At 72.0% G+C, this 22,107-nt stretch carries 22 protein-coding genes; 10 read left to right on the forward strand and 12 right to left on the reverse strand.

The features are described 5' to 3' along the window. The first annotated feature begins 23 nt into the window (after nucleotides 1-23). Nucleotides 24-572, forward strand: a complete 549-nt coding sequence (locus ACSYGO_RS02820) for a DUF6328 family protein (RefSeq protein ID WP_426680816.1) — start codon at nucleotides 24-26, stop codon at nucleotides 570-572. 170 nt (nucleotides 573-742) lie between these two features. Here the strand turns inward: ACSYGO_RS02820 and ACSYGO_RS02825 are convergent, their stop codons facing one another. The 4 genes from ACSYGO_RS02825 to ACSYGO_RS02840 all read right to left on the reverse strand — a co-directional run bounded on the left by ACSYGO_RS02825 (nucleotide 743) and on the right by ACSYGO_RS02840 (nucleotide 3,642). After that, complete coding sequence (locus ACSYGO_RS02825) at nucleotides 743-1,069, reverse strand: plasmid stabilization protein (protein WP_426680817.1); 327 nt, start codon at nucleotides 1,067-1,069, stop codon at nucleotides 743-745. A 151-nt stretch (nucleotides 1,070-1,220) separates the two neighbouring features. After that, nucleotides 1,221-1,922, reverse strand: a complete 702-nt coding sequence (locus ACSYGO_RS02830) for a 2-phosphosulfolactate phosphatase (protein WP_432189601.1) — start codon at nucleotides 1,920-1,922, stop codon at nucleotides 1,221-1,223. Between the two features lie 220 nt (nucleotides 1,923-2,142). Next, on the reverse strand, nucleotides 2,143-2,736 hold the full coding sequence (locus ACSYGO_RS02835) for a DinB family protein (protein WP_426680818.1): 594 nt from the start codon (nucleotides 2,734-2,736) through the stop codon (nucleotides 2,143-2,145). Nucleotides 2,737-2,817: 81 nt separating this feature from the next. Beyond that, on the reverse strand, nucleotides 2,818-3,642 hold the full coding sequence (locus tag ACSYGO_RS02840; RefSeq protein WP_460385670.1) for a dienelactone hydrolase family protein: 825 nt from the start codon (nucleotides 3,640-3,642) through the stop codon (nucleotides 2,818-2,820). 101 nt (nucleotides 3,643-3,743) lie between these two features. Between ACSYGO_RS02840 and ACSYGO_RS02845 the strand changes: the two genes are divergently transcribed. Further along, complete coding sequence (locus ACSYGO_RS02845) at nucleotides 3,744-4,733, forward strand: GlxA family transcriptional regulator (RefSeq protein WP_460385671.1); 990 nt, start codon at nucleotides 3,744-3,746, stop codon at nucleotides 4,731-4,733. A gap of 19 nt (nucleotides 4,734-4,752) precedes the next feature. Here ACSYGO_RS02845 and ACSYGO_RS02850 read toward each other — a convergent pair whose 3' ends face one another. From ACSYGO_RS02850 to ACSYGO_RS02860, 3 genes are all read right to left on the reverse strand, one after another. Beyond that, complete coding sequence (locus ACSYGO_RS02850) at nucleotides 4,753-5,493, reverse strand: PIG-L deacetylase family protein (protein WP_426680821.1); 741 nt, start codon at nucleotides 5,491-5,493, stop codon at nucleotides 4,753-4,755. A gap of 171 nt (nucleotides 5,494-5,664) precedes the next feature. Further along, nucleotides 5,665-6,087: a hypothetical protein gene (locus ACSYGO_RS02855; protein ID WP_426680822.1), complete on the reverse strand. Its 423-nt coding sequence runs from the start codon at nucleotides 6,085-6,087 to the stop codon at nucleotides 5,665-5,667. A 172-nt stretch (nucleotides 6,088-6,259) separates the two neighbouring features. Further along, complete coding sequence (locus ACSYGO_RS02860; RefSeq protein WP_426680823.1) at nucleotides 6,260-6,799, reverse strand: DoxX family protein; 540 nt, start codon at nucleotides 6,797-6,799, stop codon at nucleotides 6,260-6,262. A gap of 440 nt (nucleotides 6,800-7,239) precedes the next feature. Between ACSYGO_RS02860 and ACSYGO_RS02865 the strand changes: the two genes are divergently transcribed. After that, entirely contained in the window at nucleotides 7,240-7,959 is a 720-nt protein-coding gene (locus tag ACSYGO_RS02865) for an SMI1/KNR4 family protein (RefSeq protein WP_426680824.1), read from the forward strand. A gap of 24 nt (nucleotides 7,960-7,983) precedes the next feature. Here the strand turns inward: ACSYGO_RS02865 and ACSYGO_RS02870 are convergent, their stop codons facing one another. The 4 genes from ACSYGO_RS02870 to ACSYGO_RS02885 are packed head-to-tail and all read right to left on the reverse strand — an operon-like array spanning nucleotide 7,984 to nucleotide 11,999. Then, nucleotides 7,984-8,835, reverse strand: a complete 852-nt coding sequence (locus tag ACSYGO_RS02870; RefSeq protein WP_432176335.1) for an ABC transporter ATP-binding protein — start codon at nucleotides 8,833-8,835, stop codon at nucleotides 7,984-7,986. Next, the gene (locus ACSYGO_RS02875) at nucleotides 8,832-9,914 is read right to left on the reverse strand and encodes a FecCD family ABC transporter permease (protein WP_426680826.1); all 1,083 of its coding nucleotides are present in this window, start codon (nucleotides 9,912-9,914) and stop codon (nucleotides 8,832-8,834) included. The genes ACSYGO_RS02870 and ACSYGO_RS02875 overlap by 4 nt, the downstream gene beginning before the upstream one ends. Then, nucleotides 9,911-10,915 (reverse strand): FecCD family ABC transporter permease, encoded by a 1,005-nt coding sequence (locus ACSYGO_RS02880; RefSeq protein WP_460385672.1) that lies wholly within the window; start codon nucleotides 10,913-10,915, stop codon nucleotides 9,911-9,913. Before ACSYGO_RS02880 ends, ACSYGO_RS02875 begins: the two co-directional genes overlap by 4 nt. Before the next feature lie 22 nt (nucleotides 10,916-10,937). Next, a complete protein-coding gene (locus ACSYGO_RS02885; RefSeq protein ID WP_432176337.1) occupies nucleotides 10,938-11,999 on the reverse strand; it encodes an ABC transporter substrate-binding protein in 1,062 nt (353 codons plus the stop codon). A gap of 460 nt (nucleotides 12,000-12,459) precedes the next feature. On the opposite strand from ACSYGO_RS02885, the gene ltnD reads away from it, so the two are divergent. The 7 genes from ltnD to ACSYGO_RS02920 are packed head-to-tail and all read left to right on the forward strand — an operon-like array spanning nucleotide 12,460 to nucleotide 19,402. Next, the gene (gene ltnD, locus ACSYGO_RS02890) at nucleotides 12,460-13,377 is read left to right on the forward strand and encodes an L-threonate dehydrogenase (protein WP_460385673.1); all 918 of its coding nucleotides are present in this window, start codon (nucleotides 12,460-12,462) and stop codon (nucleotides 13,375-13,377) included. Between the two features lies 1 nt (nucleotide 13,378). Next, nucleotides 13,379-14,671 (forward strand): 3-oxo-tetronate kinase, encoded by a 1,293-nt coding sequence (gene otnK / locus ACSYGO_RS02895; protein WP_460385674.1) that lies wholly within the window; start codon nucleotides 13,379-13,381, stop codon nucleotides 14,669-14,671. Beyond that, a complete protein-coding gene (locus tag ACSYGO_RS02900; RefSeq protein WP_426680831.1) occupies nucleotides 14,668-15,366 on the forward strand; it encodes a class II aldolase/adducin family protein in 699 nt (232 codons plus the stop codon). The genes otnK and ACSYGO_RS02900 overlap by 4 nt, the downstream gene beginning before the upstream one ends. Nucleotides 15,367-15,426: 60 nt before the next feature. Next, a complete protein-coding gene (locus tag ACSYGO_RS02905; RefSeq protein WP_432189593.1) occupies nucleotides 15,427-16,734 on the forward strand; it encodes an MFS transporter in 1,308 nt (435 codons plus the stop codon). A 58-nt stretch (nucleotides 16,735-16,792) separates the two neighbouring features. Then, entirely contained in the window at nucleotides 16,793-17,596 is an 804-nt protein-coding gene (otnI, locus tag ACSYGO_RS02910; RefSeq protein ID WP_432189592.1) for a 2-oxo-tetronate isomerase, read from the forward strand. Next, a complete protein-coding gene (gene denD, locus ACSYGO_RS02915) occupies nucleotides 17,593-18,639 on the forward strand; it encodes a D-erythronate dehydrogenase (RefSeq protein ID WP_460385675.1) in 1,047 nt (348 codons plus the stop codon). Before otnI ends, denD begins: the two co-directional genes overlap by 4 nt. Nucleotides 18,640-18,649: 10 nt before the next feature. Further along, on the forward strand, nucleotides 18,650-19,402 hold the full coding sequence (locus tag ACSYGO_RS02920) for a FadR/GntR family transcriptional regulator (RefSeq protein ID WP_426680835.1): 753 nt from the start codon (nucleotides 18,650-18,652) through the stop codon (nucleotides 19,400-19,402). Nucleotides 19,403-19,574: 172 nt separating this feature from the next. On the opposite strand, the gene ACSYGO_RS02925 is transcribed toward ACSYGO_RS02920, so the two are convergent. Beyond that, nucleotides 19,575-22,052, reverse strand: coding sequence for a tetratricopeptide repeat protein (locus ACSYGO_RS02925; protein WP_460385676.1), 2,478 nt, complete (start codon nucleotides 22,050-22,052; stop codon nucleotides 19,575-19,577). Nucleotides 22,053-22,107: the final 55 nt, after the last annotated feature.

The following is a 22,107-nucleotide window of genomic DNA, read 5'->3' on the forward strand; positions in this document are numbered from 1 at the left end:
CACCCAGGAGGGAAAGCGTTTCGATGGAGCGCGACACCCAGGCAGACGTGACCGGACGCGACGAGTCCCCCTCGGAGCGCGCCGACCGTATGTGGAACGACCTCCTCCAGGAGATCCGGGTTGCCCAGACCGGAGTTCAGATCCTCTTCGGATTCCTGCTCACGGTGGTGTTCCAGCCGACGTTCCGGCAGCTTTCGGATACCGATCGGACGCTCTACGTGGTCATCATCGTCCTGGGCGCCACCGCCACCGGCGCGCTGGTGGCACCGGTGTCGATCCACCGCGTCGTCTCCGGCCGCTTCATCAAGCCCCGGGCCGTCGTGTGGGCCTCCCGGCTGACCGTGCTGGGCCTCTTCCTCCTGCTGGTCACCATGGCCGCGTCGCTTCTGCTCGTGCTGCGCGTCGCCACGCAGGACGAGAGCTACGTCCCGTGGATCGTGGCCGGCGTCGCGGCGCTGTACGTCCTGTGGTGGTTCGTCATCCCTGCCGTCAGCCGCATCCGCCGGGACGAGCCCGGCCGGGAGGAGCGCAGCCGGGGCGAGCGGGGTCGAGGCGACGTACCGGAGGGCTGAGGTGGCCCGGGGCGCACGGAACCGTCGTCGCGGGTGGGCCCGCACGCTGGAGCCACGACGCGGACTGTCCCGAATTCGACCGGCTCATCGGCGCGTTGACGAGCGAGATCCGCGCTCACCAGGTCACAGGGCGCGTCGGCCCGCTCGGCCCCCACCGCGGACGGCTCCCGTCAGCGCCCCAGTGCGTTCTTCAGCTGCTGCTTGCTCATCGACGACCGGCCGTGGACGTCGCGCTTCCTGGCCTCCTCGTACAGCTGGTCCTTGGTCGGCCCCTGCGCGCCGGAGTGCGACCGCTGTCCACCACGTTCCGGTGCGGACTTGGGGTCGTGGGTGGACGTCCGGCTCGCCGTCTTCGACTCGCCGGCCCGGGCCCGCTCCTTGTTCACCGTGCGAGCCGCGATCTCCTTGGCCCGGCCGGTCGACTCGCCGCGCTCCTCCGCGCTCTGCTTGATGTGCTCGTACTGCCGCTCACGCTTCCTGTTCGATCCTGCGGGCATGGCGCGCCGCCTTCCTTCGGGTCGTCGAGTGGTTCGTCGACCGGACAACTCGTCGAGTACCCCTCACGACCGGCGAGCCACGGCCTGCGCTGCCGCGCCCGGCCCCGTCCACCCGCCCGGCGCTTGCGACGAGTGAGGGACCCGCCGGCGATCAGATCGGGGCATCGTCGGTCAGCGAAGACATGGCACGCGGACGGAGGACCATGAGCGAACCCTCCAAGGCCGCCACCATGGCGAAGGGAAACCGGTCCACCTCAAGACAGAGTGCGACGTCATCGGGATGGACTCCTTGACGCACACCCTCCGTCAGCTCGGCAGCGGCGCGGGACTCGGCGGCGCGGCGGAGGAACTCGGCGGCATCCGCACCGGCCTCGGTGACCCTCCGAGCGATGTACTGGGCACAGGCCAGATCCTCATCGGCCTGCCCGTCCTCGCCCGTGACCACGAAGGTGACGCTGTCGCTCCGGCATGTCCGCAAGACGCGAGCCGTCGCCTCCGCCACCACGAAGCCGGCGCACAGCACCAGCGACGCCTCCTTGACCGCCAGGGCGCCGACCGTTCCTGCCGTGGTCTTCTGCACGACGGTCCGTCCGCCGAGGTCGACGGACCTCAGCAGGCCCGGCGAGTTGACGGCGTCGAAACCGGGCGCGGGCGGACCGTCCTTGATCGCCACCCAGTCCGGGTGACGAGCCTTGAGCGCCCGGGCTTCGTCCAGCGACTCGGCGAGAACGATCTTTTCCGCTCCCTGGGCGAACGCCCGGGCGGCCACGGTGAAAGCGCGCATGACGTCGACGACGACCGCCACGGACGGGGTTTCGACCAGCTCGGCGATGCCGAGAAAACGAGCGTCCATTCCGATCATGATGGCGCATGCCCGACTCGCTGCGCCCGGAGAGTGATCCGCCTCACACCGACCGTCACGAAATGCCACACCTGGCACCGCCTCGATGTGCCGACGGGAGCCGGTCGCGCGAGCGGGCAGGCGCGGCGCCCGCAGGTCCTGCTCCTCCGGTTCGCAGGACGTGCCGCGCAGAATCCCCCCGTCACCGTGACCCGTGCCCGGGGAGCCGAGGTCACACGCCTGAGTCGGCTTCCCGGGCCGCGCGCTCCAGCCGCCCGCGGTAGTCCTCCCACCAGGTCGCGTCGCCGGGCATCATGCTGTCGTTGTCCTTGGTCATGCCGACGGCACCGTCCATGAGTTCCCGGAGGATGTCGGCCTGCCCGGCATGGCGCTGCGTGTCCGCGGTCACGCGCACGACGGCGTGATGCAACGTCACCTCGTCCTTGCCGTCGGGCCACCACGGCACCTTCCCGACGGTGCCCAGCGCCAGCGCGTCGATCGTCGCGTCCGAGTGCGCCCACGCCCGGCGATAGAGCCCGGTGACGTACGCGCGTGACTCCTCCGCGGTCGCCCACATGTCCCCGTTGGTCTCGGCGGCCTCTTCGAACCAGGGCAGGTCCTCGCCGGACGGACGTCCGAACGTGTCGCCGAGGTAGCCCAGTTCGACTCCGGCCAGATGCTTGACCAGGCCCAGGAGGTTGGTGCCGGTCGGCGTCATCGGGCGGCGGGCGTCGTACTCGGACAGGCCTTCGAGCTTCCACAGCACGGCGTCGCGGGCGGACTGCAGGTAGCGGTGGAGATCGGCCTTCAGATCCTCTTCGGTCATGGGATCAGTCTGCCGCCGGCGCGGTCCTTGTCCACCGGCTTCGGCGCACGCCCCGCTGCCGCCGCGACGGGAATCCCCGGCTCACACGGACCCCGTCCCGAGCCGCTCGCTCAGGAAGGCGATGATCTCGTCCCGTGCCCGCACGGTGGGGTGGCCTTCCTGGTCGACGAGGTGCGCCGTGACGACGCTGTGCGCGCATCCGACGACGTCACGGAAGAAGGGCGGAGGGTTCGTGTTCGCCGACTCCGCTTCGAGGACACGGCCGTCGAACGCGTCGCCGAGCAAGGCCCGGTAGGCCGCGAACCGTCGGCCGGTGCACCACGTGTCGTTCTCGAAGCGGTAGGCCAGCACCTTCAGGCCGTCGCGCGCCACGCGTTCGGCCACGGCGGCGGCGTCCTCGTCGCTGATCTCCAGACCTGCGGGGTCGTCCAGCGGAAGTGACGGATGGTTGACCACGGGTGCGACGACAGCGGGTTCCAGCGCCATGGTCAGGGCGAAGTTGCCGGTGAAACACAGGCCGACGGCGCCGACGCCGGGTCCGCCGCACTCGGCGTGCGCCAGGCGGGCGAGGCCGCGCAGCCAGGTGACGACGGGGCTGGTGCCGCCCCCGGCGAACGCCCTGAACTCGGCGCTGACGCAGGCGCGTCGGACGACGGTCTCCCGTGCCTCGGCGAGCGGATAGGCGCCGTCGACGCCGAAGAGGGAAGGCAGGTACACGGAGAAGCCGGCGTCCCGCACCCACCGCGCGAACCGCGCCACGTCGGGGCTGATGCCCGGCATCTCCGGCATCAGGACGACGGCGGGTCCCGACCCGGTGACATGGACGGTCTTGTGGACGTCGTCGACGCCGACGGTTCTGCGTGAGAAGTCGTCCAGGGGGTCGCCCTGTCCTCGCTCGATGGTCATGACCGGGATGATGCCGAGTGGCCCGCCCTCCCGGGAAGCGGCGACATCGCCATGAATCCCGGTAATATCGCCACCCGTCGAGAGCCGCCGGAGGGGGCCGCATGAGTGCGCTGCGCATCGGTGTGCTGGCCTATCCCGGGTGCTTCGCGTCGGAGGTGTACGGAGTCCCCGACCTCCTGGCGATGTCCACGCACGTCGCCGCGGCGCAGGGGTCCGGCCCGCCGGCCTACGAGACCTCGGTCGTCTCTCCCCGCCGGCGCGTGATCGCGTCCGGCGGCTCGGCCCTCGACGTCTCGGCCGTGCGCCCGGTGGACGTCCTGATCGTGCCGGGTTTCGAACTCTCCCCCACCCTCGATCTCGACGCGACCCTCACGGGCCTCGGCCCGGAAGTCGCGACGATCCGGTCGCAGTCCGCGGATGGGACCGCCGTCGTGTCGATCTGCGTGGGCGCCTTCCTGGTCGCCGAGGCCGGGCTGCTCGCCGGACGCGAGGCCACCACGTCCTGGTTGTTCGCGGATCGGTTCGCCCGCCGGTACGCCGACGTACGCCTGCGCCCGGACAGCCTGGTCGTGACCGACCGAGGGGTCACGACCACCGCGGCCTTCAGCGCCATGTACGACTTCGCGCTGCAGTTCATCCGGCAGCACGACGGCCCTCGGGTCGCCCGGAGCACGGCCCGGGTCGCACTCGTCGACGACGCGCGTTCCACCCAGGCCCCCTATGTGGACTCACGGCTCGTCCCCACCGTGGGCCGGGAGTTCTCGCTCGCCGTCAAGCGATGGCTCGACCAGAACCTCACGTCGCGCTACGAACTGCCCGCCCTCGCCCGGGAGTTCCACGTCAGCACGCGCACCCTGCTGCGCCGTTTCGGAGACGAGACCGGCGAGACGCCGCTCGCGTATCTGCAGACGGCCCGGGTGCGTCGCGCCGGACACCTGCTGGAGACCACCGACAGGACCGTCGCGAGCATCGCCGCCGAGGTCGGGTACCGCGATCCCGGGACGTTCAGCGGCATCTTCGCCAGACACACCGGCCGTCGGCCGAGGGAGTACCGGGCGATGTTCCGCCGTCGCGGCGCGACCGCCGGGTGAGTGGGGTGCCCGCCGTGTCTCAGCGGGTGAAGAGTTCGAATCCGACCGCGGGCCTGCCGCCGAAACGTGGTGCGAGCGCCTGGGCGTCGCCGGTGAGGAAGGTTCGGCAGTACGTCTCGGGGTCCTCGTCGGTGAGCGCCTCGATGTAAGTGCGGTGGGCGAGCAGCGAGCGCACCGAGCGTTCCAGGCCCGCCGAGGCGTCGGCGGCGTGCGTGGGCTCGGGTGACCCGGCGACCGCTACCCAGCGGACTCCTCCCCACGGCTGAAGGCCCTGCTCGACGAGTTCGGGGAAGATCCAGCGATTGCCCGCGTCGGCCGCGGCGTCGAGCGTCGCCCGGCCGACCGCGACATGGTCCGGGGTGTTCCAGTACCTGTCGTCACCGCTGCCCCAGGTGTCACGGTGGTTGAGCGTGATGAGCAGTTCCGGCCGGTGCCTGCGGATGGCCGCGGCGATGTCTCGGCGCAGGGCGACGCCGTACTCGATGACGCCGTCCTTGTGGTCGAGGAAGTCCACGGTGGAGACGCCGACGACAGCGGCGCCGTCGCGCTGCTCCTGTTCGCGCAACGGACCGCAGGTGGCGGGGTCGAGCGTGTCCATACCCGCTTCGCCCCGGGTCACGAGAAGGTACGCCACGTCCCGGCCGCCGTCGGTCCAGTCGGCGACGGCGGCCGCGCACCCGTATTCCAGGTCGTCGGGATGGGCGACGACGGCGAGGGCTCGCTGCCAGTCGCCGGGCATGGGCTGGAGCTGATCGGTCATGCCGGCAATGTAGCGCGCCGCGCCCGCTCGCGATCTTCGTTCGCTCTTCTCGTGCTGTCGGTGACCGGGCGACGACGGCGGAGGGCCACCGGTGACGCGGTGCGGTCCCTGCCGCCGGCTCATCCGGAGCCTGCCGCCTGCCTGTTGGTCACTGACGCGCCGGTCCGGTCGTCAGTCGGCGGTGACGCCCCAGTAGCCGATCCGTGTCGGCCGTCCGTCGGTGTAGAGCACGGTGCATCTGCCCTGTGCGCGGTGGGGGAAGTCCAGTTGCTCCGAGTGCAGGGCCGTGTCCCAGTCGTCGTAGGTGGGGCGGCCGTCGGGGGCCCACGCCTTGACCTCCGCGTCCGTCAGCGGGCGCATGTAGGGGCCGTCGTCGGGGTCGGTGGCCTCGATCAGCGTGGGCTGGTCCAGGACCGTCCCCGTACCGCCGGTGAAGATGTACTCGTGCCAGGCGGGGTCCTCCCACAGGTCGTCGATCGTCCGGCCGGGGAAACCGTGGTCGTCCTCGGCCAGTTGCTCCTCCTGGGCCCGGCGGAACGCGGCCGCCAGATCCCGCTGGTAAGGGCCCGTGTGCATCCAGCCGTTGCCGCCCATGTGTACGCCTCTCCCTCGGCTGTCCGATCGATGTGGGGCAGCGTAGGAGGCGCCACTGACAGCCCGGCTCTACGGGGCATCCGGCGGACACGTGGAACCACGGTGCGTACGCCCGCGCACAGGAGGTGAGGGCCCGGTCACCAAGGGTCCCTGCGCCAGGGCGGAGTGCCCCTCACAAGGTCAGTGCGATCGCGGCGCCGATGCCGCCCAGGCCGAGGGCGACGGCGGCTTCCGCCCAGCCGCCGTTGCCCCAGGGGAAGAACCGGTCGAGGGCCAGCCGGCCCGGACCGAGGGCGGCCACGGCGATGGCGACGACGGTGATGGCGACGCTGTACTCCACGCCGCCGTCCGACTCCCACAGCCCGTGGGCTCCGGTGACGGTCGCCATGGCGTTGATCATCACGCCGATCACGGCGGCGGCTGCGAGGGGCGTGAGCAGTCCGGCGGCGAGTCCGAGGCCGCCGAGGAACTCGGAGAGACCGCCGATCACGGCGAAGACCTTTCCCGGGCGGTAGCCCAGGGACTCGAAGCCCCTGCTGGTGGCCGTCAGGCCCCCTCCGCCGAACAGCCCGAAGAGTTTCTGTGCACCGTGCCCGGCCATGAACAGCCCGAAGGTCAGCCTGACCAGCAGGAGTCCCGCGTCCCCGGCGGTCACCACCGTCCAGGGGGACTGTCTCGTCTCCGGTCGCGTGGAGGTCTGAGAGGAATGCATGGTGTGCTGCGCCATCCGAACGGTCCGGCAGGGTGCACCAGTTGGTGCACCGACCCCTGCCCGCGAAGGGCCGGGGCCAGTGGGCGTCAGGATGCCTCGCTTCGACACAAGGCACATACCACCCATAACGATACTTCCGCAACATGAGCTGACTCGCACATCGGCCACCCCACGAACAACCTCGGCCCCCCGGCGAAAGCGACCTGACCCCGGCGCCGACGACAGGGACGGGACGGTTTGATGTCACTCTCAATATCTTCGCGTCGTGGATTTTCGCGTCGATCCGTTGACGCGTCACACGTCACCGAACCGGGTACGGGAAGCGGTCGGCGGGCCTGCCCGACCGGACCGCCACCGCCGGCCGTCCGCGCTCACCGGCCGACCGTCCGCCTCACCGGCCGACGGTCCGCGCTGTCAGACCCTCCACGTAGTGTCGCTGCATGAACGATCAGACGTGGACAGGGATTCGGCAGCGCGTGGAGGCACTTGCCGCGCGGCCGGACAGCACGCAGGTGTTCGGCGCGCTCGGACATCGCTTCCTCCTCGACGCGCCCCTCACCCCGGAGGACCTGTCGGAACTCCAGGCCCAGATAGGGGTGGAACTGCCGGAGGAGTACCGCGACTTCCTGCTCCAGGTGGGAGCGGGCGGCGCGGGCCCGGCCTACGGTGTCTTTCCCGTCCGGCGCGTCGAGGGCCTCTGGCGTTGGGAGGGGGACGGGGCCGACCTCGCCGAACTCTCCCGGCTCGCCGAGCCGTTCCCCCGGCGGGGCCCCGACCCGGAGGACGTCGACTCCCTCCTGTCCGAACAGCCGGAGGAGGAGGACTTCGAGGAGATCGACGACTTCGACGACGCCATGGAGGCCTGGGACACACGGTGGGAGGCCCTGATGTGGGCGCCCGAGCGCACGGTCGGCGCGGTCGTGATCAATCACCTCGGCTGCGCGCTGCGGCAGTGGCTGATCATCAGCGGACCGGAGCGGGGACGGATCTGGTCCGACGACCGGGCCGATGAGCAGGACCTGACGCCGCTGCTCGACGGCGACGGGCAGCCGGTGACCTTCGGGCGCTGGTACCGCGACTGGCTGGAGCAGGCCGAGGGCGGGACACCCCCTGCCGGTACCGCCGTCGACCGGACGTCGGGTCGGACACCGGCGAGCTGAACCGGGCGCGGATCGCCCCGCCCGTCACGGCCTGGGCGAGGGCGCCCGGCCGAGCCGGTCCTCCTCCACGGGAGCCGGCCGCCAGGCGCCCGCGGGGACGACGAGAGGGCCACCGGTGACGGGGTCGGGGACGACCACGGCGGAGAGGCCGAACACGTCCTGGACCAGTTCGGCGGTGACGATCCGCTGCGGCGGACCCTGGGCGACGATGCGGCCGGCCTTCATGGCGACCAGGTGATCGCCGTAGCGGGCGGCCTGGTTGAGGTCGTGGAGGACGGCGACGACCGTGCGGCCCCGTTCGTGGTTGAGCCGGCGGACCAGGTCCAGGACCTCCACCTGGTGGGCGATGTCCAGGTAGGTCGTGGGTTCGTCGAGAAGCAGCAGGTCCGTGTCCTGGGCCAGCGCCATGGCGATCCACACGCGCTGGCGCTGGCCGCCGGACAGCTCGTCCACCGGCCGGTCGGCGAGATCGGCGGTGTCGGTGTGCTCCAGCGCCTCGGTGACGGCCCGTTCGTCGGCCTCGGACCACTGCTGCCACCACTTCTGGTGCGGCTGACGGCCACGGGCGACGAGGTCGGCGACGGTGATCCCGTCCGGCGGGGTGGGTGACTGCGGCAGGACGCCGATGGTCCGGGCGATCTGCCGGCCCGGGACGCGGGCGAGTTCGGTGCCGTCCAGAAGTACCGCGCCACGGCGCGGCTTGAGGAGGCGCCCCAGCGCCCGCAGGAGGGTCGACTTGCCACAGGCGTTGGGGCCGACGACGACGGTGACCTGCCCGTCGGGGATCTCCAGGTCCAGGCCCTCGACGATGGTGCGGTCCTCGTACGCCAGGGTGAGGTCCCGCGCCGAGAGGCGACCGGTGGGCGGACGGTTCATGAGGAGGTTCCTCCGGAGCGGCTGCGGGTGCGGACGATGAGCCACATCAGGTACGGGGCGCCCACCGCGGCGGTGAGGACGCCGACCGGCAGCTCGATCGGGGAGAACAGGCGGCGGGCCAGCAGGTCCGCGACCACGACGACCAGCGCGCCGGTCAACGCCGAGGACAGCAGCGGGGTCTGCGCGGTGCGCGTGAGCCGGCGCGCGATCTGTGGCGCGAGCAGCGCCACGAAGTCGACGGGGCCGGCGGCGCCGGTCGCCACCGACGCCAGCACCACGCCCAGTACGGTCAGACCGAGCCGGACCCGGTCCAGGGGCACGCCGAGAGCGGTCGCGGTGTCGTCGTCGAAGGAGGCGCTGCGCTGGGCCCGTGCTGCCCACAGGGCCGCCGGGACGCCGAGCAGCAGTACGAGCGCGAGGGGGCCGGCCTCCTCGTAGCCGCGGCCGTTGAGGGAGCCGGTCAGCCAGACCTTAGCCTGCTGGGCCACCAGGTAGTCGCCCTTGGTGAGGAGCAGCTGGGTCAGCGACCCGAGCGCGACGGACACGCCGATGCCGACCAGCACGAAGCGGGAGGACCGCAGCCTGCCCCGCCATGCGAAGAGGTAGACCAGCAGGGCCGCGGCGAGACCTCCGGCGACGGACACGTACGGCAGCGTGTCCTGGGCTACGGCGTTGAAGCTGAGCGCGGCGACCGTGGCCGCGCCCGCGCCATGTGTGACGCCGATGACGTCGGGGCTGGCCAGCGGGTTGCGGGCGACGGTCTGCACCAGCGCGCCGGCGACGCCGAACGCGGCACCTGCCAGGAGCCCGACGACCAGCCGGGGCAGGCGCAGCGTGCCCACCACCAGTTCGTCGGCGCTGGGGCGGCCCAGCAGCACGCGGACGACCTCCGTCGGCGGGACGAAGGACTCGCCGACACACAGGTACGCCACCACCGCGCACGCCAGCAGCACCGCGAGCACCGCCGCCACGACGACGGCTCTCCGGTGCACCAGGACGCTGGCGCGGCCCCCGCGCAGGACGGTGTGACCGGCCGGGCGGAGGGCCCGCCGGGGGACGTCGGCCGTGGTGCGGCTCATGCGGCCACCACCGACCGGCGCCGGACGAGTGCGATCAGGAACGGCACACCGATCAGGGCGGTCATGATGGCCACCGGCACCTCCGAGGGCGGGAAGACGATGCGGCCGAGCACGTCGGAGCCGAGGATCATCACCGGCCCGAGGAGCGCGGCCAGCGGCAGGACCCAGCGGTGCGCGGTGCCGACCAGGGCGCGGGCGATGTGCGGGACGGCGAGGCCGGTGAAGGCGATCGGGCCGACCGCGGCCACCGCCGCACCCGTCAGCACGGTCGCGCCGAGTGCGCCGATCACCCGCAGCAGGCCGACGTTGTGCCCGAGCCCCCTGGCCGCGTCGTCGCCGAGCGCGAGCGCGTCCAGCCCTCGCGCCATCGCCGCGACCAGCACCAGGCCGGCCAGCAGGAACGGTGCGATCTCACCGATGATCTCGCTGTCGCGCCCGCTGATCGAGCCGACCTGCCAGAAGCGGAACTCGTCCAGGGCACGGGCGTTGACGGTGGTGATGCCGGAGACGAGCGAGGCCAGGAAGGCGTTGGTGGCGGCGCCCGCGAGCGCGAGCTTGACCGGCGACGCCCCGCCGCGGCCGCCACTGGCGACGGCGTACACGCCGACCGCGGCCAGCGCCGCGCCCGCGAACGCGAACCACACGTAGCCGTTCAGCGTGTGCACGCCGCAGAACGCGATCGCGCACACCACGCCCACCGACGCGCCCTGGCTGACACCGAGGATCCCCGGCTCCGCGATGGGGTTGCGGGTGATGCCCTGCATCACGGTCCCGGCGAGTGCCAGGGCGGCGCCGGCCAGCACACCGATGACGGTGCGGGGGACCCGCAACGCCCGCACCACCTGGGCGTCGTCACCGGTGCCGCCGTGCACCAGCGCCTGGATCACCTCGCCCGGCGCGATCTGGCGGCTGCCCACGGCGAGGCTCAGCAGGACGGCGATCAGCAGCATCGCCGCGCCGGCCAGCAACCAGCCGGCCCGTCGGCGGGTGGGTGGCGACATGTGCCGCACTCACTCCCTCTTCTCAGGCGGTCAGGTGCTTCTGGAGGTCGTCCAGCACCGCGCCGGCGGCGGTGACCCCGAGCCCCAGGTACCAGGTCTCGTCCGGCACGTCGTAGGCGTGGCCGTCCTTGACCGCCTTGAGGTTCTTCCACAGCGGGTTGCTCTGGGCCTTGCTCTTGTCCGTGGCCTTCGGGTCGCCGTAGACGCCGGTGAAGATCCAGTCGGCGTCCGCCTGGTCGATGTTCTCGGCGCTGATCTCGGCGGCCAGGTCCGCGATGTCCTGGTTCTTCGGGCGCGGGATGCCGACGTCCTTGAGGATCGTGCCGATGAAGGAGTCGTTGGCGTAGAGCCGGATGAGGCCGTCGGGCAGGTAACGGACCATGGACACGGTCGGCTTGTGGTCGCCGAGCTTCGCGCCGAGGTCCTTCGCCCGCTTCTCGTACGCGGCGAGGTTCGCCTTGGCCTGCGCGGTCTTGTCCAGTGCGGCCGCGTTGAGGAGGTAGTTCTCCTTCCACGTGAAGCCGGGGCGGATCGAGAAGACGGTCGGCGCGATCTGCGACAGCTCGTCGTACGAGGCGGCGGCGCGCAGCTGGCTGCCCAGGATCAGGTCCGGCTTGAGGGCCGCGATCGCCTCCAGGTTGAGGCTGTTGATGGTGCCGACGTTCTTCGGCTTGCCCGCGTCCTTCTTCAGGTAGGACGGCAGCTCCGGCGAGCCCTCGGTCGGGGCCAGGCCGACCGGCTTCACTCCGAGGGAGACAACGTTATCGAGCTCGCCGACGTCGAGCACGACCACGCGCTTGGGCTGGGACGTGATCTCGGTGCTGCCCATCGCGTGCTTGATCGTGCGCGGCCACTGGCCCGGCTCGGCGTCCGTGCCGAGCGCGGCCGTCTTCTTCGCGGCGTCCGCGAATCCCGCGCCGCCCTTCGCGACCGACTTGGAGTCCTTCGCGCCCGACCCGCTGTCGGCGGAGACTCCTGTGCCCTCCTTGCCGTTCCCGGAGGAGTCGCTGCCGCACGCCGCGAGGGACAGTGCAGCGGCGACGGCGAGAGCGACTGCGGCCGTGCCGCGGCGCCGAATGGACATAGGACGGCTCCTAGCTGTGTTTTACCTTTGAACCATTAGGTGAGCCTTACCTTATGTGCTGACTGTGCGCAGAGGGCAAGCGGGCCCCACCGGCGGCCCGATCACGCCGACCACCCCCTGCCGACCCGCACGCACACATCGGCCGTCGACGCCGCAGCCCTCCTGGGCGGTCAGGGCCGCACGGCACTTCCCCCATCGGGGACTACCCCCAAGTCGCCGCAGGCGTGGGGGTGTTGGAGTCCATGCAACCTCGGCCGCGCCACCACGGCCGGCGACTCGCATCGCGGCCGTCCGCCGACGCGGACCCGGCACGAGAATTCACGCGGACGCAACGTGACCGACATCACAGTGAACGATGCGGGATCCTCAGGTCATCATATGACCTGACCACTGACGGGAAGGCGTGCGACCCGAGCCGCGCTTGCCCCCCGAACAGCACAGCGAGACAAGGATGTTGCGCATGAACGACCAGGACCGGTCCGCCCTGCCCCGCGTGGGCGTGGTGGGACTTGGAGCCATGGGTCTCGGCATGGCCCGCAGTCTGCGGGCCGCGGGGTACGACGTGGGGGTGCACGACCTGCGGCCGGACGTGGCCGCCGGCTTCGCCCGTGACGGCGGCACCGCCTTCGCCTCCCCCGGCGAACTGGCTGCCGACGCGGACGTTCTGGTGTGCGTGGTGGTCAACGCGGCCCAGGTCGAGTCCGTACTGTTCGACGCCGACGGCGCCGCCGAAGGGCTCCGCCCCGGTGCCGTCTTCGTCATGTGCTCCACCGTCGACCCGAGTTGGTCGGCCCGGCTGGAGGAGCGGCTGGCCGAGCGGGGTGTGCTGTACCTCGACGCCCCCATCTCCGGCGGCGCCGCACGTGCGGCGGCAGGCGAGCTCACCATGATGACCTCGGGCCCGGCCGCCGCGTACGCCCTCGCCGACCCGGTGCTCGACGCCATGAGCAGCACGGTCTACCGCCTGGGCGAGAAGGCCGGACTGGGCTCCAAGGTCAAGATCGTCAACCAGCTGCTCGCGGGCGTGCACATCGCCGCGGCGGCCGAGGCGATGGCCCTGGGCATCAGGGCCGGCGTGCCGGCCGAGGCGCTCTACGAGGTGATCACGCACAGCGCGGGCAATTCGTGGATGTTCGAGAACCGTATGGCGCATGTGCTGGCCGGTGACTACACCCCGCTGTCCGCGGTCGACATCTTCGTCAAGGACCTGGGACTCGTGCTCGACTCCGCCCGGCCGGAGAGGTTCCCGCTGCCTCTCGCCGCGACCGCGCACCAGATGTTCCTTCAGGCGTCGGCGTCCGGCCTGGGCGCCGAGGACGACAGCGCGGTCATCAAGATCTTCCCGGGGATCGACCTTCCGAAGCCGGTGGAGGGCTGACATGGGCATCCGACTCGGCTGCATCGCCGACGACTTCACCGGCGCCACGGACCTGGCGAACAACCTGGTGCGCGCCGGCATGCGCGTGGTCCAGCTCATCGACGTCCCCGCGCACGACGACCGGCAGGCGGCCGAGCAGGCCGCCGACGCGGACGCCGTGGTGATCGCGCTCAAGTCGCGTACCGTGCCGGCCGCCGAGGCCGTCGAGGTGTCGCTGCGGGCGCTGGCCTGGCTGAGGTCCATGGGCGCCGAGCAGATCTACTTCAAGTACTGCTCGACCTTCGACTCCACGCCCGCCGGCAACATCGGCCCGGTCGCCGAGGCCCTGATGGACGCGCTGGGCACCGACTTCACGATCGCGACCCCGGCTTTCCCCGACAACGGACGCACGGTCTTCAAGGGACACCTCTTCGTCGGCGACGTACTGCTGAGCGAGAGCGGCATGCGCCATCATCCGCTCACGCCGATGACCGATTCCGACCTGGTCTCCGTCCTCGGCGCGCAGAGCAAGCGCCCGGTCGGGCTCATCGACCACCGGGTCGTCGCCGCCGGTGCCGACGCCGTCCGCGCCCGTATCGACGAGTTGCGCGCGCAGGGCTTCGGGACCGCCGTCGCCGACGCGGTCTCGAACGACGATCTGGTGCGCCTGGGCGACGCGGTCAGCGGGCTCCCGCTGGTGACCGCCGGATCCGGTCTGGCGATCGGCCTGCCCGCGAACTGGGGGTTCGAGCCGTCCCCGGCCGCCGCCCGGCTGCCGTCGCCCGCCGGACATCGGGCCGTCGTGTCCGGGTCGGTGTCCGTCGCCACGAACGGCCAGGTGCGGGAGTTCCTGCGCAGCGGGCGGCCGGCGTTCAGCGTGGATCCGCTGCGCATCGCGGACGGCACGGACGTGGCCGCCGAGGCACTGGCCTTCGCCGAGGCGCACCTGGACGACGGGCCGGTCCTCGTCTACTCCACCGAATCGTCCGACACCGTCCGGACCGTCCAGGGCCGGCTCGGCGCCGCCGAGGCCGGTGAACTCGTGGAGCGGACCCTGGCCCGCGTCGCGCGGGGACTCGTGGCACGCGGTGTGCGGCAACTCGTCGTCGCGGGTGGCGAGACCTCCGGCGCGGTCGTCCAGGCGCTCGGCATCACCGGACTGCGGATCGGACCGCAGATCGACCCCGGTGTGCCGTGGTGCGCGGCGGTCCTCCCCGACGGGGAGACCCTGCACATCACGCTGAAGTCCGGCAACTTCGGCGGCCCCGACTTCTTCGCCACCTCGTTCGCCCTGCTCGACGATGAGACCGCATGACCGGCCACACGGACGCCGCGCCCGGCGCGGAGCGCGACGAGGCCGTCGACGCGGCACGCCGGGAGATCGTCCGGGTGGGCACGAGTCTGTTCGCCCGGGGCTACGTGCACGCCAGCGCCGGCAACATCAGCGCCCGGATCGGCGACCGCCATCTGATCACGCCCACCGACGCCGCCCTCGGCTTCCTCGACCCCGAACGGCTCGCGCTCGTCGACGCCCGCGGCGAGCAGCGCGCGGGCGACCGCGCCAGCAAGACCCTCACCCTCCACCGGCGTATCTACGAGGCCGACCCCACGGCCCGGTTCGTCGTGCACACCCACTCCACACACCTGGTCGGCCTGACCCTGGCCGGCGTGTGGAGCCCTGACGACGTGCTGCCGCCCATCACGCCGTACTACGTGATGAAGGTGGGGCACGTCCCGCTCATCCCCTACCACCGGCCCGGCGACCCGCTCGTGGCCGACCTGGTGACCGCCCGCATCGCCGACCGCGCGGCGGGCGGCACACCGATCAGGGCCGTCCTGCTCGACCGGCTCGGCCCCGTGGTCTGGGGGCCCGACGCGGCCTCCGCCCTCGCCGTCCTCGAAGAACTCGAGGAGACGGCACGTCTCTGGCTCCTGACCGACCGTCGTCCCGAGCCGCTTCCCGCTCCCGCCCTCGCCGAACTGCGGTCCGCGTTCGGCGCGGCGTGGTGACCTGCACGTCCCCGCTCGTCCCTGTCAGAGAATCCCCCTGAGCCGCTCAAAGGATTCGTCATGCCCACGCCTGTAGTCACCCCCGAGGTCCACGGCCTCGCCCGCGAGAACGCCGTCTTCCGCAAGGTCGTACGCCGCATCGTGCCCTTCCTCGTCCTGTGCTACATCGTCTCCTACCTCGACCGGGTCAACGTCGGCTTCGCCAAGCTGCAGATGTCCGAGGACCTCGGGTTCAGTGAGGCCGCGTACGGCCTCGGCGCCGGTCTGTTCTTCATCGGCTACTTCCTCTTCGAGGTCCCCTCGAACCTGATGCTGCAGCGGGTCGGAGCCCGCACCTGGATCGCCCGGATCATGATCAGCTGGGGCCTGGTCTCGGCCGCGTTCGTCTTCGTCACCAACGAGACGACGTTCTACGTGCTCCGCTTCCTCCTCGGCGCCGCGGAAGCCGGCTTCTACCCCGGGGTGATCCTCTACTGCACGTACTGGTTCCCGTCGCACCGCCGTGCCCGCGTCATCGCCCTGTTCATGTCGGCCATCCCCGTCGCCGGCATCTTCGGCAACCCGCTCTCCGGCTGGATCCTGGACCGGTTCCACGGAGTGAGCGGCTGGCAGGGCTGGCAGTGGATGTTCCTGCTGGAGGCGATCCCCGCCCTCGCCGTGGGCGTGGCCACCCTGTTCTACCTCGACAACGGCGTGCGCGACGCGAAGTGGCTCACCGACGAGGAGAAGACCGTCGTCGAGCGGGCCGTCGCCGAGGACACCGTGCACCAGACGGTGCACGGCCGGGTCTGGGACGCCTTCCGCGACCCGAAGGTGTGGCTGATGTGCCTCGTCTACTTCTGCTTCGTGATGGGCCAGTACGCGCTGACCTTCTGGATGCCCACGTTCGTCGAGTCCACCGGCATCAAGGGCAACCTCGCGATCGGGGTGCTCAGCGCCGTGCCGTTCGTCGCCGCCCTCGTCGCGATGAACCTGTTCGGACGCTCGGCGGACAAGCGCCGTGAGCGCCGCTGGCACCTGGTCGTCCCGAGCCTCATGGGCGCCGTCGGCTTCTCGCTGGCCGCCGCCTGGTCCGGCTCGACCGCCCTGTCCCTGATCGCGCTGTCCATCGCCGCGGCCGGCGTGCTGACCTGCGCACCGCTGTTCTGGTCGCTGCCCACCGCGTTCCTCGGCGGCACCGCAGCCGCGGCGGGCCTCGCCGCGATCAACTCCGTGGGCAACCTCGCGGGCTTCGTCAGCCCGTACATGATCGGCGCGCTCAAGGACGCCACGGGCTCGACGGCCATACCGATGTACGTCCTCGCGCTCAGCCTCGTCGTCGGCGCCGCCGCGGTGCTCACCACGAAGAAGAGCGTCGTCAACCGCTGACCGGATCCGCCGGATCCGGGCCCGGCCCGGCCCGAACACAGGAATCACAGGAGCCACCATGCCGAGGTTCGCAGCGAACCTGTCCATGATGTACACGGAACACGACTTCCTCGACCGCTTCGCCGCGGCCTCGGCGGACGGCTTCGAAGCCGTCGAGTACCTCTTCCCCTACGACCACGACGCCTCCGGGCTGCGTCGCCGGCTCGACGACCACGGCCTGCGACAGGTGCTGTTCAACGCGCCTCCCGGGGCGTGGGACTCGGGCGAGCGCGGGATCGCCGCGCTGCCCGGACGCGAGACGGAGACCCGCACGGGCGTCGACCGGGCGCTGGAGTACGCCGCGGCGCTGGGCTGTCCACGGGTCCATGTGATGGCCGGGCTGACGCCTTCGGCCACCACGCCCGCCGACCGGGCCCGGTACCGCGACACCTACCTCGCCAACCTCTCCTGGGCCGCCGAACGGGCCGCCGCGGCGGGCGTCGACATCCTGGTCGAACCCATCAACCACCGCGACATGCCGGGCTACTTCCTGAGCCGGCAGGCCGAAGCGCACGAGGTCGTCGAGGAGGTGGGCGCCGCGAACCTCAAGGTCCAGCTCGACCTCTACCACTGCCAGATCGTCGAGGGCGACCTCACCACCACCCTGCGCCGCGACCTGCCGACCGGGCGGGTCGGTCATCTGCAGATCGCGGGCGTGCCCGACCGCCACGAACCGGACGAGGGCGAGCTCCACGTCCGGCACCTGTTCGACGTCGTCGACGAACTCGGCTTCGACGGATGGATCGGCTGCGAATACCACCCGCGCGCCGGCACGAGCGAAGGTCTCGGCTGGCTGAACGACTATCGAGGAGTACACGCATGAGGATCGTCATCACCGGTGGCTTCGGCTTCCTGGGCCGGCAGGTCGCCGACCGGCTGCTGACGACGCGGACGTTCCGTGGGGCGCCGATCGGCCGGCTGGTGCTCGCCGACCGGTTCGTGCCCGACGAGCCGGAGGTGGCGCGCGACCCGCTCGTGGACATCGTGCGCGGTGACCTGACCGAACGGCTCGACGAGCTGTTCGCGGAGCCGGTGGACGCGGTGATCCACCTCGCCTCGGCGGTCTCGGCCGAGTGCGAGGCCGACTTCGACCTCGGCATGAGCGCCAACGTGGACACCACCCGCGCGCTGCTCGAAGCGGCCCGGGCCCAGTCCGCCGCAGGCGGTCCCACGGCGCGGCTGCTCTTCTCCAGCAGTGTCGCGGTCTACGGCTCCGACCCGGCGCTGCCGCTGCCGGCCGTGGTGAGCGAGGCGACTCTGCCCACGCCCCGGTCGAGCTACGGCGCCGAGAAGTTCGTCTGCGAACAGCTCGTCGCGGAGTACACCCGCCGAGGCTTCGTCGACGGGCGCGTGGCCCGTCTGATGACGGTGTCGGTCCGGCCGGGCAAGCCGAACGCCGCCGCGTCCGGCTTCCTGTCCGGCATCGTCCGCGAGCCGCTGGCCGGCCTGCCGGCCGTCTGCCCGGTCGACCCCGGCCTCCGGGTGGCGCTGGCCTCGCCGCGGCGCACGGTCGAGGGCATCCTCCGCGTCGCGGAGCTCGACCGGGGCACCGGACCGGGCCGCCTCGACGGCCTGATCCCGGTCAACCTCCCGGCCCTCACGGTCTCGGTCGCCGAGATGCTGGACACCCTGCGGCAGCTGGCCGGGGACGCCGTCGCCGACCTGGTGAGGATCGCGCCGGATCCCGCCGTCGAGGCCATCGTGGGCTCCTGGCCCGCGACCTTCGACAACGCGCGCGCCGCCGCCCTCGGTCTGGAACCCGACCCGACCTTCGCATCGGTGGTACGCGACTTCCTCGGCGATCATGCCGAAGGGGCCGCCGCCGGCACCCCGCTCGCAGCGGGACGGCCGGACTCGGGCCGATAGACTGAAGAACATGTTTTCCAAGGTGAGCGGTCCCGTGCGGCTCGCGGACCGGGTCGCCGCGATTCTCGCGGAGGAGATCGAGTCCGGGCGGCTGGCCGAGGGCGACAAGCTTCCGACCGAGGTGGAGCTGGTCAAGCAGCTCGGGGTGAGCCGCACCGTCGTGCGCGAGGCCGTGTCACGCCTCCGCAACGCGGGCCTGGTCGAACCACGCCAGGGCCGCGGCGTGTTCGTCCTCCCGAGGCGCACGCGACCGCTCGACCTGGAGGCCGAGTCCGCCCGCACCAAGGCCAAGGTGCTGCAGATCGTGGAGGTCCGCTCCGCCCTGGAGGGCGAGGCGGCCGCCCTCGCGGCCACCCGCGCCACGCCCGCCGCCCTCGCCCGGATGCGTCAGGCCCTGGACGCGATCGACGCGGCGGTCGCGTCCGGCGGCGACGGTGTGGAGGAGGATCTCGCCTTCCACCGGTCGATCGCCGAGTCGACCGGGAACGCCGTGCTGGTCTCGACCGTCGGGTATCTCGGCGAGGTGGCACGCAGCGGCATCCGCGTCACCCGGGCCAACGAAGCCCGTCGCGGCGACTTCATCGAGGCGGTGCGCCAGGAGCACCACGCCATCCTGGCGGCCATCGAGGCGGGCGACGGCGAGGCGGCCCACACCGCCGCGCGCCGCCACATGAAGCACGCGGCGTCCCGTCTCCAGGACGCGGACGACAGATTCTGGAACGAGACCGAGGACCTCGACGTGAATCTCGGCACGGTCACCTGACGTACGGTCACCACCGCGCGGGACAGGGCCCGTCGGGGCGCTCCCGCAGCTTTCGCTGTCGGGAGCGCTCCCGTGGATGCCCCTGCCGGCCGCACACCCGAGGGTGCCTCGGTCGAGCGCCGTCCCACGCGTGGGGCCGTCGGCGCGGGCCGTGCCGGGACGTGCCGCCCGGTCAGGCCCCCGGCCTGAGTTCCTCCAGCACGGCCTGTCCCGCCGCGCGGTGCTCGGCCGCCGCCGGCGGATCCGTCTGGTCGAGCACGGCAGCGATGCCCTCGTGGGCCAGCACCTCCGCGTACCGGTACCCCAGCCGCGGCGCCAGCTCCAGTGCCTCACGGTGCAGCCGCAGGGCCTCCTCGGGCAGACCCGCCAGCCGGCAGGTCTCCGCGTAGCCGTTGAGGAAATGGATCTTCCAGTGCTCCTCGAACAGTTCGTCCAGCAGAGCGAAGGCCTGCCGGTGGCTGTCCAGGGCCTCCTCGTACCGGCCCATCGTCCGCAGCGCGACCCCCAGGCAGTTGAGGCACCACGCCTCGTTGTGCTTGTGGCCGTCCTCGCGGGCCAGCTCCAGCGCCTGCCGCAGATGCTCGGCGGCCTCGTCGGGTTCCTCCCCGGCGATGGCCACACCGAGCGTGATCCGGGCCGTCAGGGTGGGCGGCCACGCGGGGTCGGCGTGCGGGACGTCCAGCGCCTGACGGGCCAGTCGCGCCGCCTCCTCGCGGTGTCCCAGTTGCAGCATCGCCCAGGCCTCGTAGCCGACCGCGTGGGCCGCGCCCATCGGGCAGTCGGCCTTCTCGTAGAGCTTCCCGGCCAGCCGGAAGAACTCCAGCGGCTCCTCGACGTATCCCTCGTCCCACCTCAGGTAGCCGCGCCGCATGGTCAGTTCGGCCTCCGACCGGGTGTCCCCCGCCCGGGACACCAGCGGTGCCGCCGCCTCGTAGGCCGCGCCTGCCTCCGGCATCCGTCCCGCGTTGTAGCGCGCGAAGCCCAAGTCGCTGTGCGCCTCGGCCAATTGCAGCGGATCCCCCAGACGCTCCGCCGCCGCGAGGGACCTCTCGAAGAGGGCGTTCAGATGTGTCGTGCCGCAGCGCCGAGCAAAGAAGGCCCGCATGAAGCGCGGCAGTTCGCACACGTGCGCGTCGGCCCCCGCGGCGACCGCGGCCTCGAAGACGGCCATCAGGTTCGTGTACTCCGTGACGAACCAGCCGAGGGCGGCGTTCTTGTCGGTGAACCGCGGCAGTTCCGCCGGAGGCCGGCCCGCGGAGGCCGCCCGGCCGGGCGACACGAACGGCATCGCGGCGTCCGCGGCGGCCGCCGCGTGCACGTAGTAGTCGAGCACCCGGCCGAGTGCCCGTTCCTGTTCCGCGGGTGAGTCCTGCTCCACGCAGGCACGGCGCGCGTGCTGATGGACCAGGTCGTGCAGCCGGTAACGGCCGGCCGCCGGCTGCTGGACGAGATGCGCGTCGAGCAGGTCCTCCAGCATGGTGCGGGCGCTGCGCAGCGGAATGTCCGCGAGGGCCGCCGCGACGTACTCGTCGAAGGACGACCCCGGCAGCAGACCGAGCAGCCGGAACAGGCGCCGCTGGTTCCGGTCCAACTGCCGTACGGACATGGCGAACGCGGTGTCGAACTCGTCCACTCCCTCCGCCATCCGCTCCACGAGGATGCCCACGGTCCAGCCCGGCCGGTGCCGCAGCCGGGCCGCGGCCAGCCGCAGGGCCAGCGGCAGATGACCGCACAGCCGGAGCACCTCCGCCGCGGACTCGGGGTCGCGGGCCAGCCGCCCGTCGGGCCCCTGGGGGTCGCCGCTGGCACGGGCCAGCAGCTCAGCGCTCTCCTCCGGGGTCAGCACGTCCAGCGACACCGGGGGGACCTCGTCGAGGCCCAGCAGCCGGTTGCGGCTGGTGATCAGGGCGACGGAGGGACCGGCACCGGGCAGCAGCGGGCGGACCTGGTCGGCGTCGGCCGCGTTGTCGAGGACCACGACGGCCCGGCGGTGGGCCAGTTCCGAGCGCCAGCAGGCGGCCAGCTGCTCGACACCGCCCTCCTGCGGGACCTTCTCGGAGGGGACGTCGAGCGCGGCCAGCAGTGTGCGCAGCGCGGGGTCCGGATCGAGCGGCCTGCGCCCGTCGGTGAACCCGTGCAGGTCCACATAGAGCTGGGCGTCCGGGTAGTCGTCGGCGAGCCGGTGCGCGGCGTGCACCGCCAGACAGGTCTTGCCGACGCCCGCCATGCCGTCGACGGCGACCACCCGACTGCTGCGCACACCCGCGAGCACGGCGGTCAGTTCGGTCTCCCGCCCCGTGAAGTCCGGCATGTCGCGCGGCAGATCGTTGCGCGGCGGGCGCGGGGCGCCGGCGGGCGGGGACGGGGGCTGGACCTGACGGCTGGACTTCGGGGGCGCCGGCAGGGGGTTCGAGGCCCGCTCCCACAGCGGGCGCAGCGGGCGGGGGTCGCGCTTGACGAGCCGGCAGAGCGCGATCACCGCGGGCCACGGCGGCACCGTCTGCCCGCCGAGGTAGCGCGACAGTGACGACGAGCTGAGGCCCGTGTCCCGCGCGAGAGCCCGTACGCCGCGCCCGGACAGCTCCTGGAGCAGCCGCAGTCTGGCCGCCAACTCGTCCGGCGCGTCGGCCTTCGCCGTCCGCTGTTCCACAACCACCGTTCCCCCGCCTCACTGTCCCGGCCCGGCAGAAATTCCCGGGCCAAGT

The organism is Streptomyces krungchingensis (genome assembly GCF_054729265.1).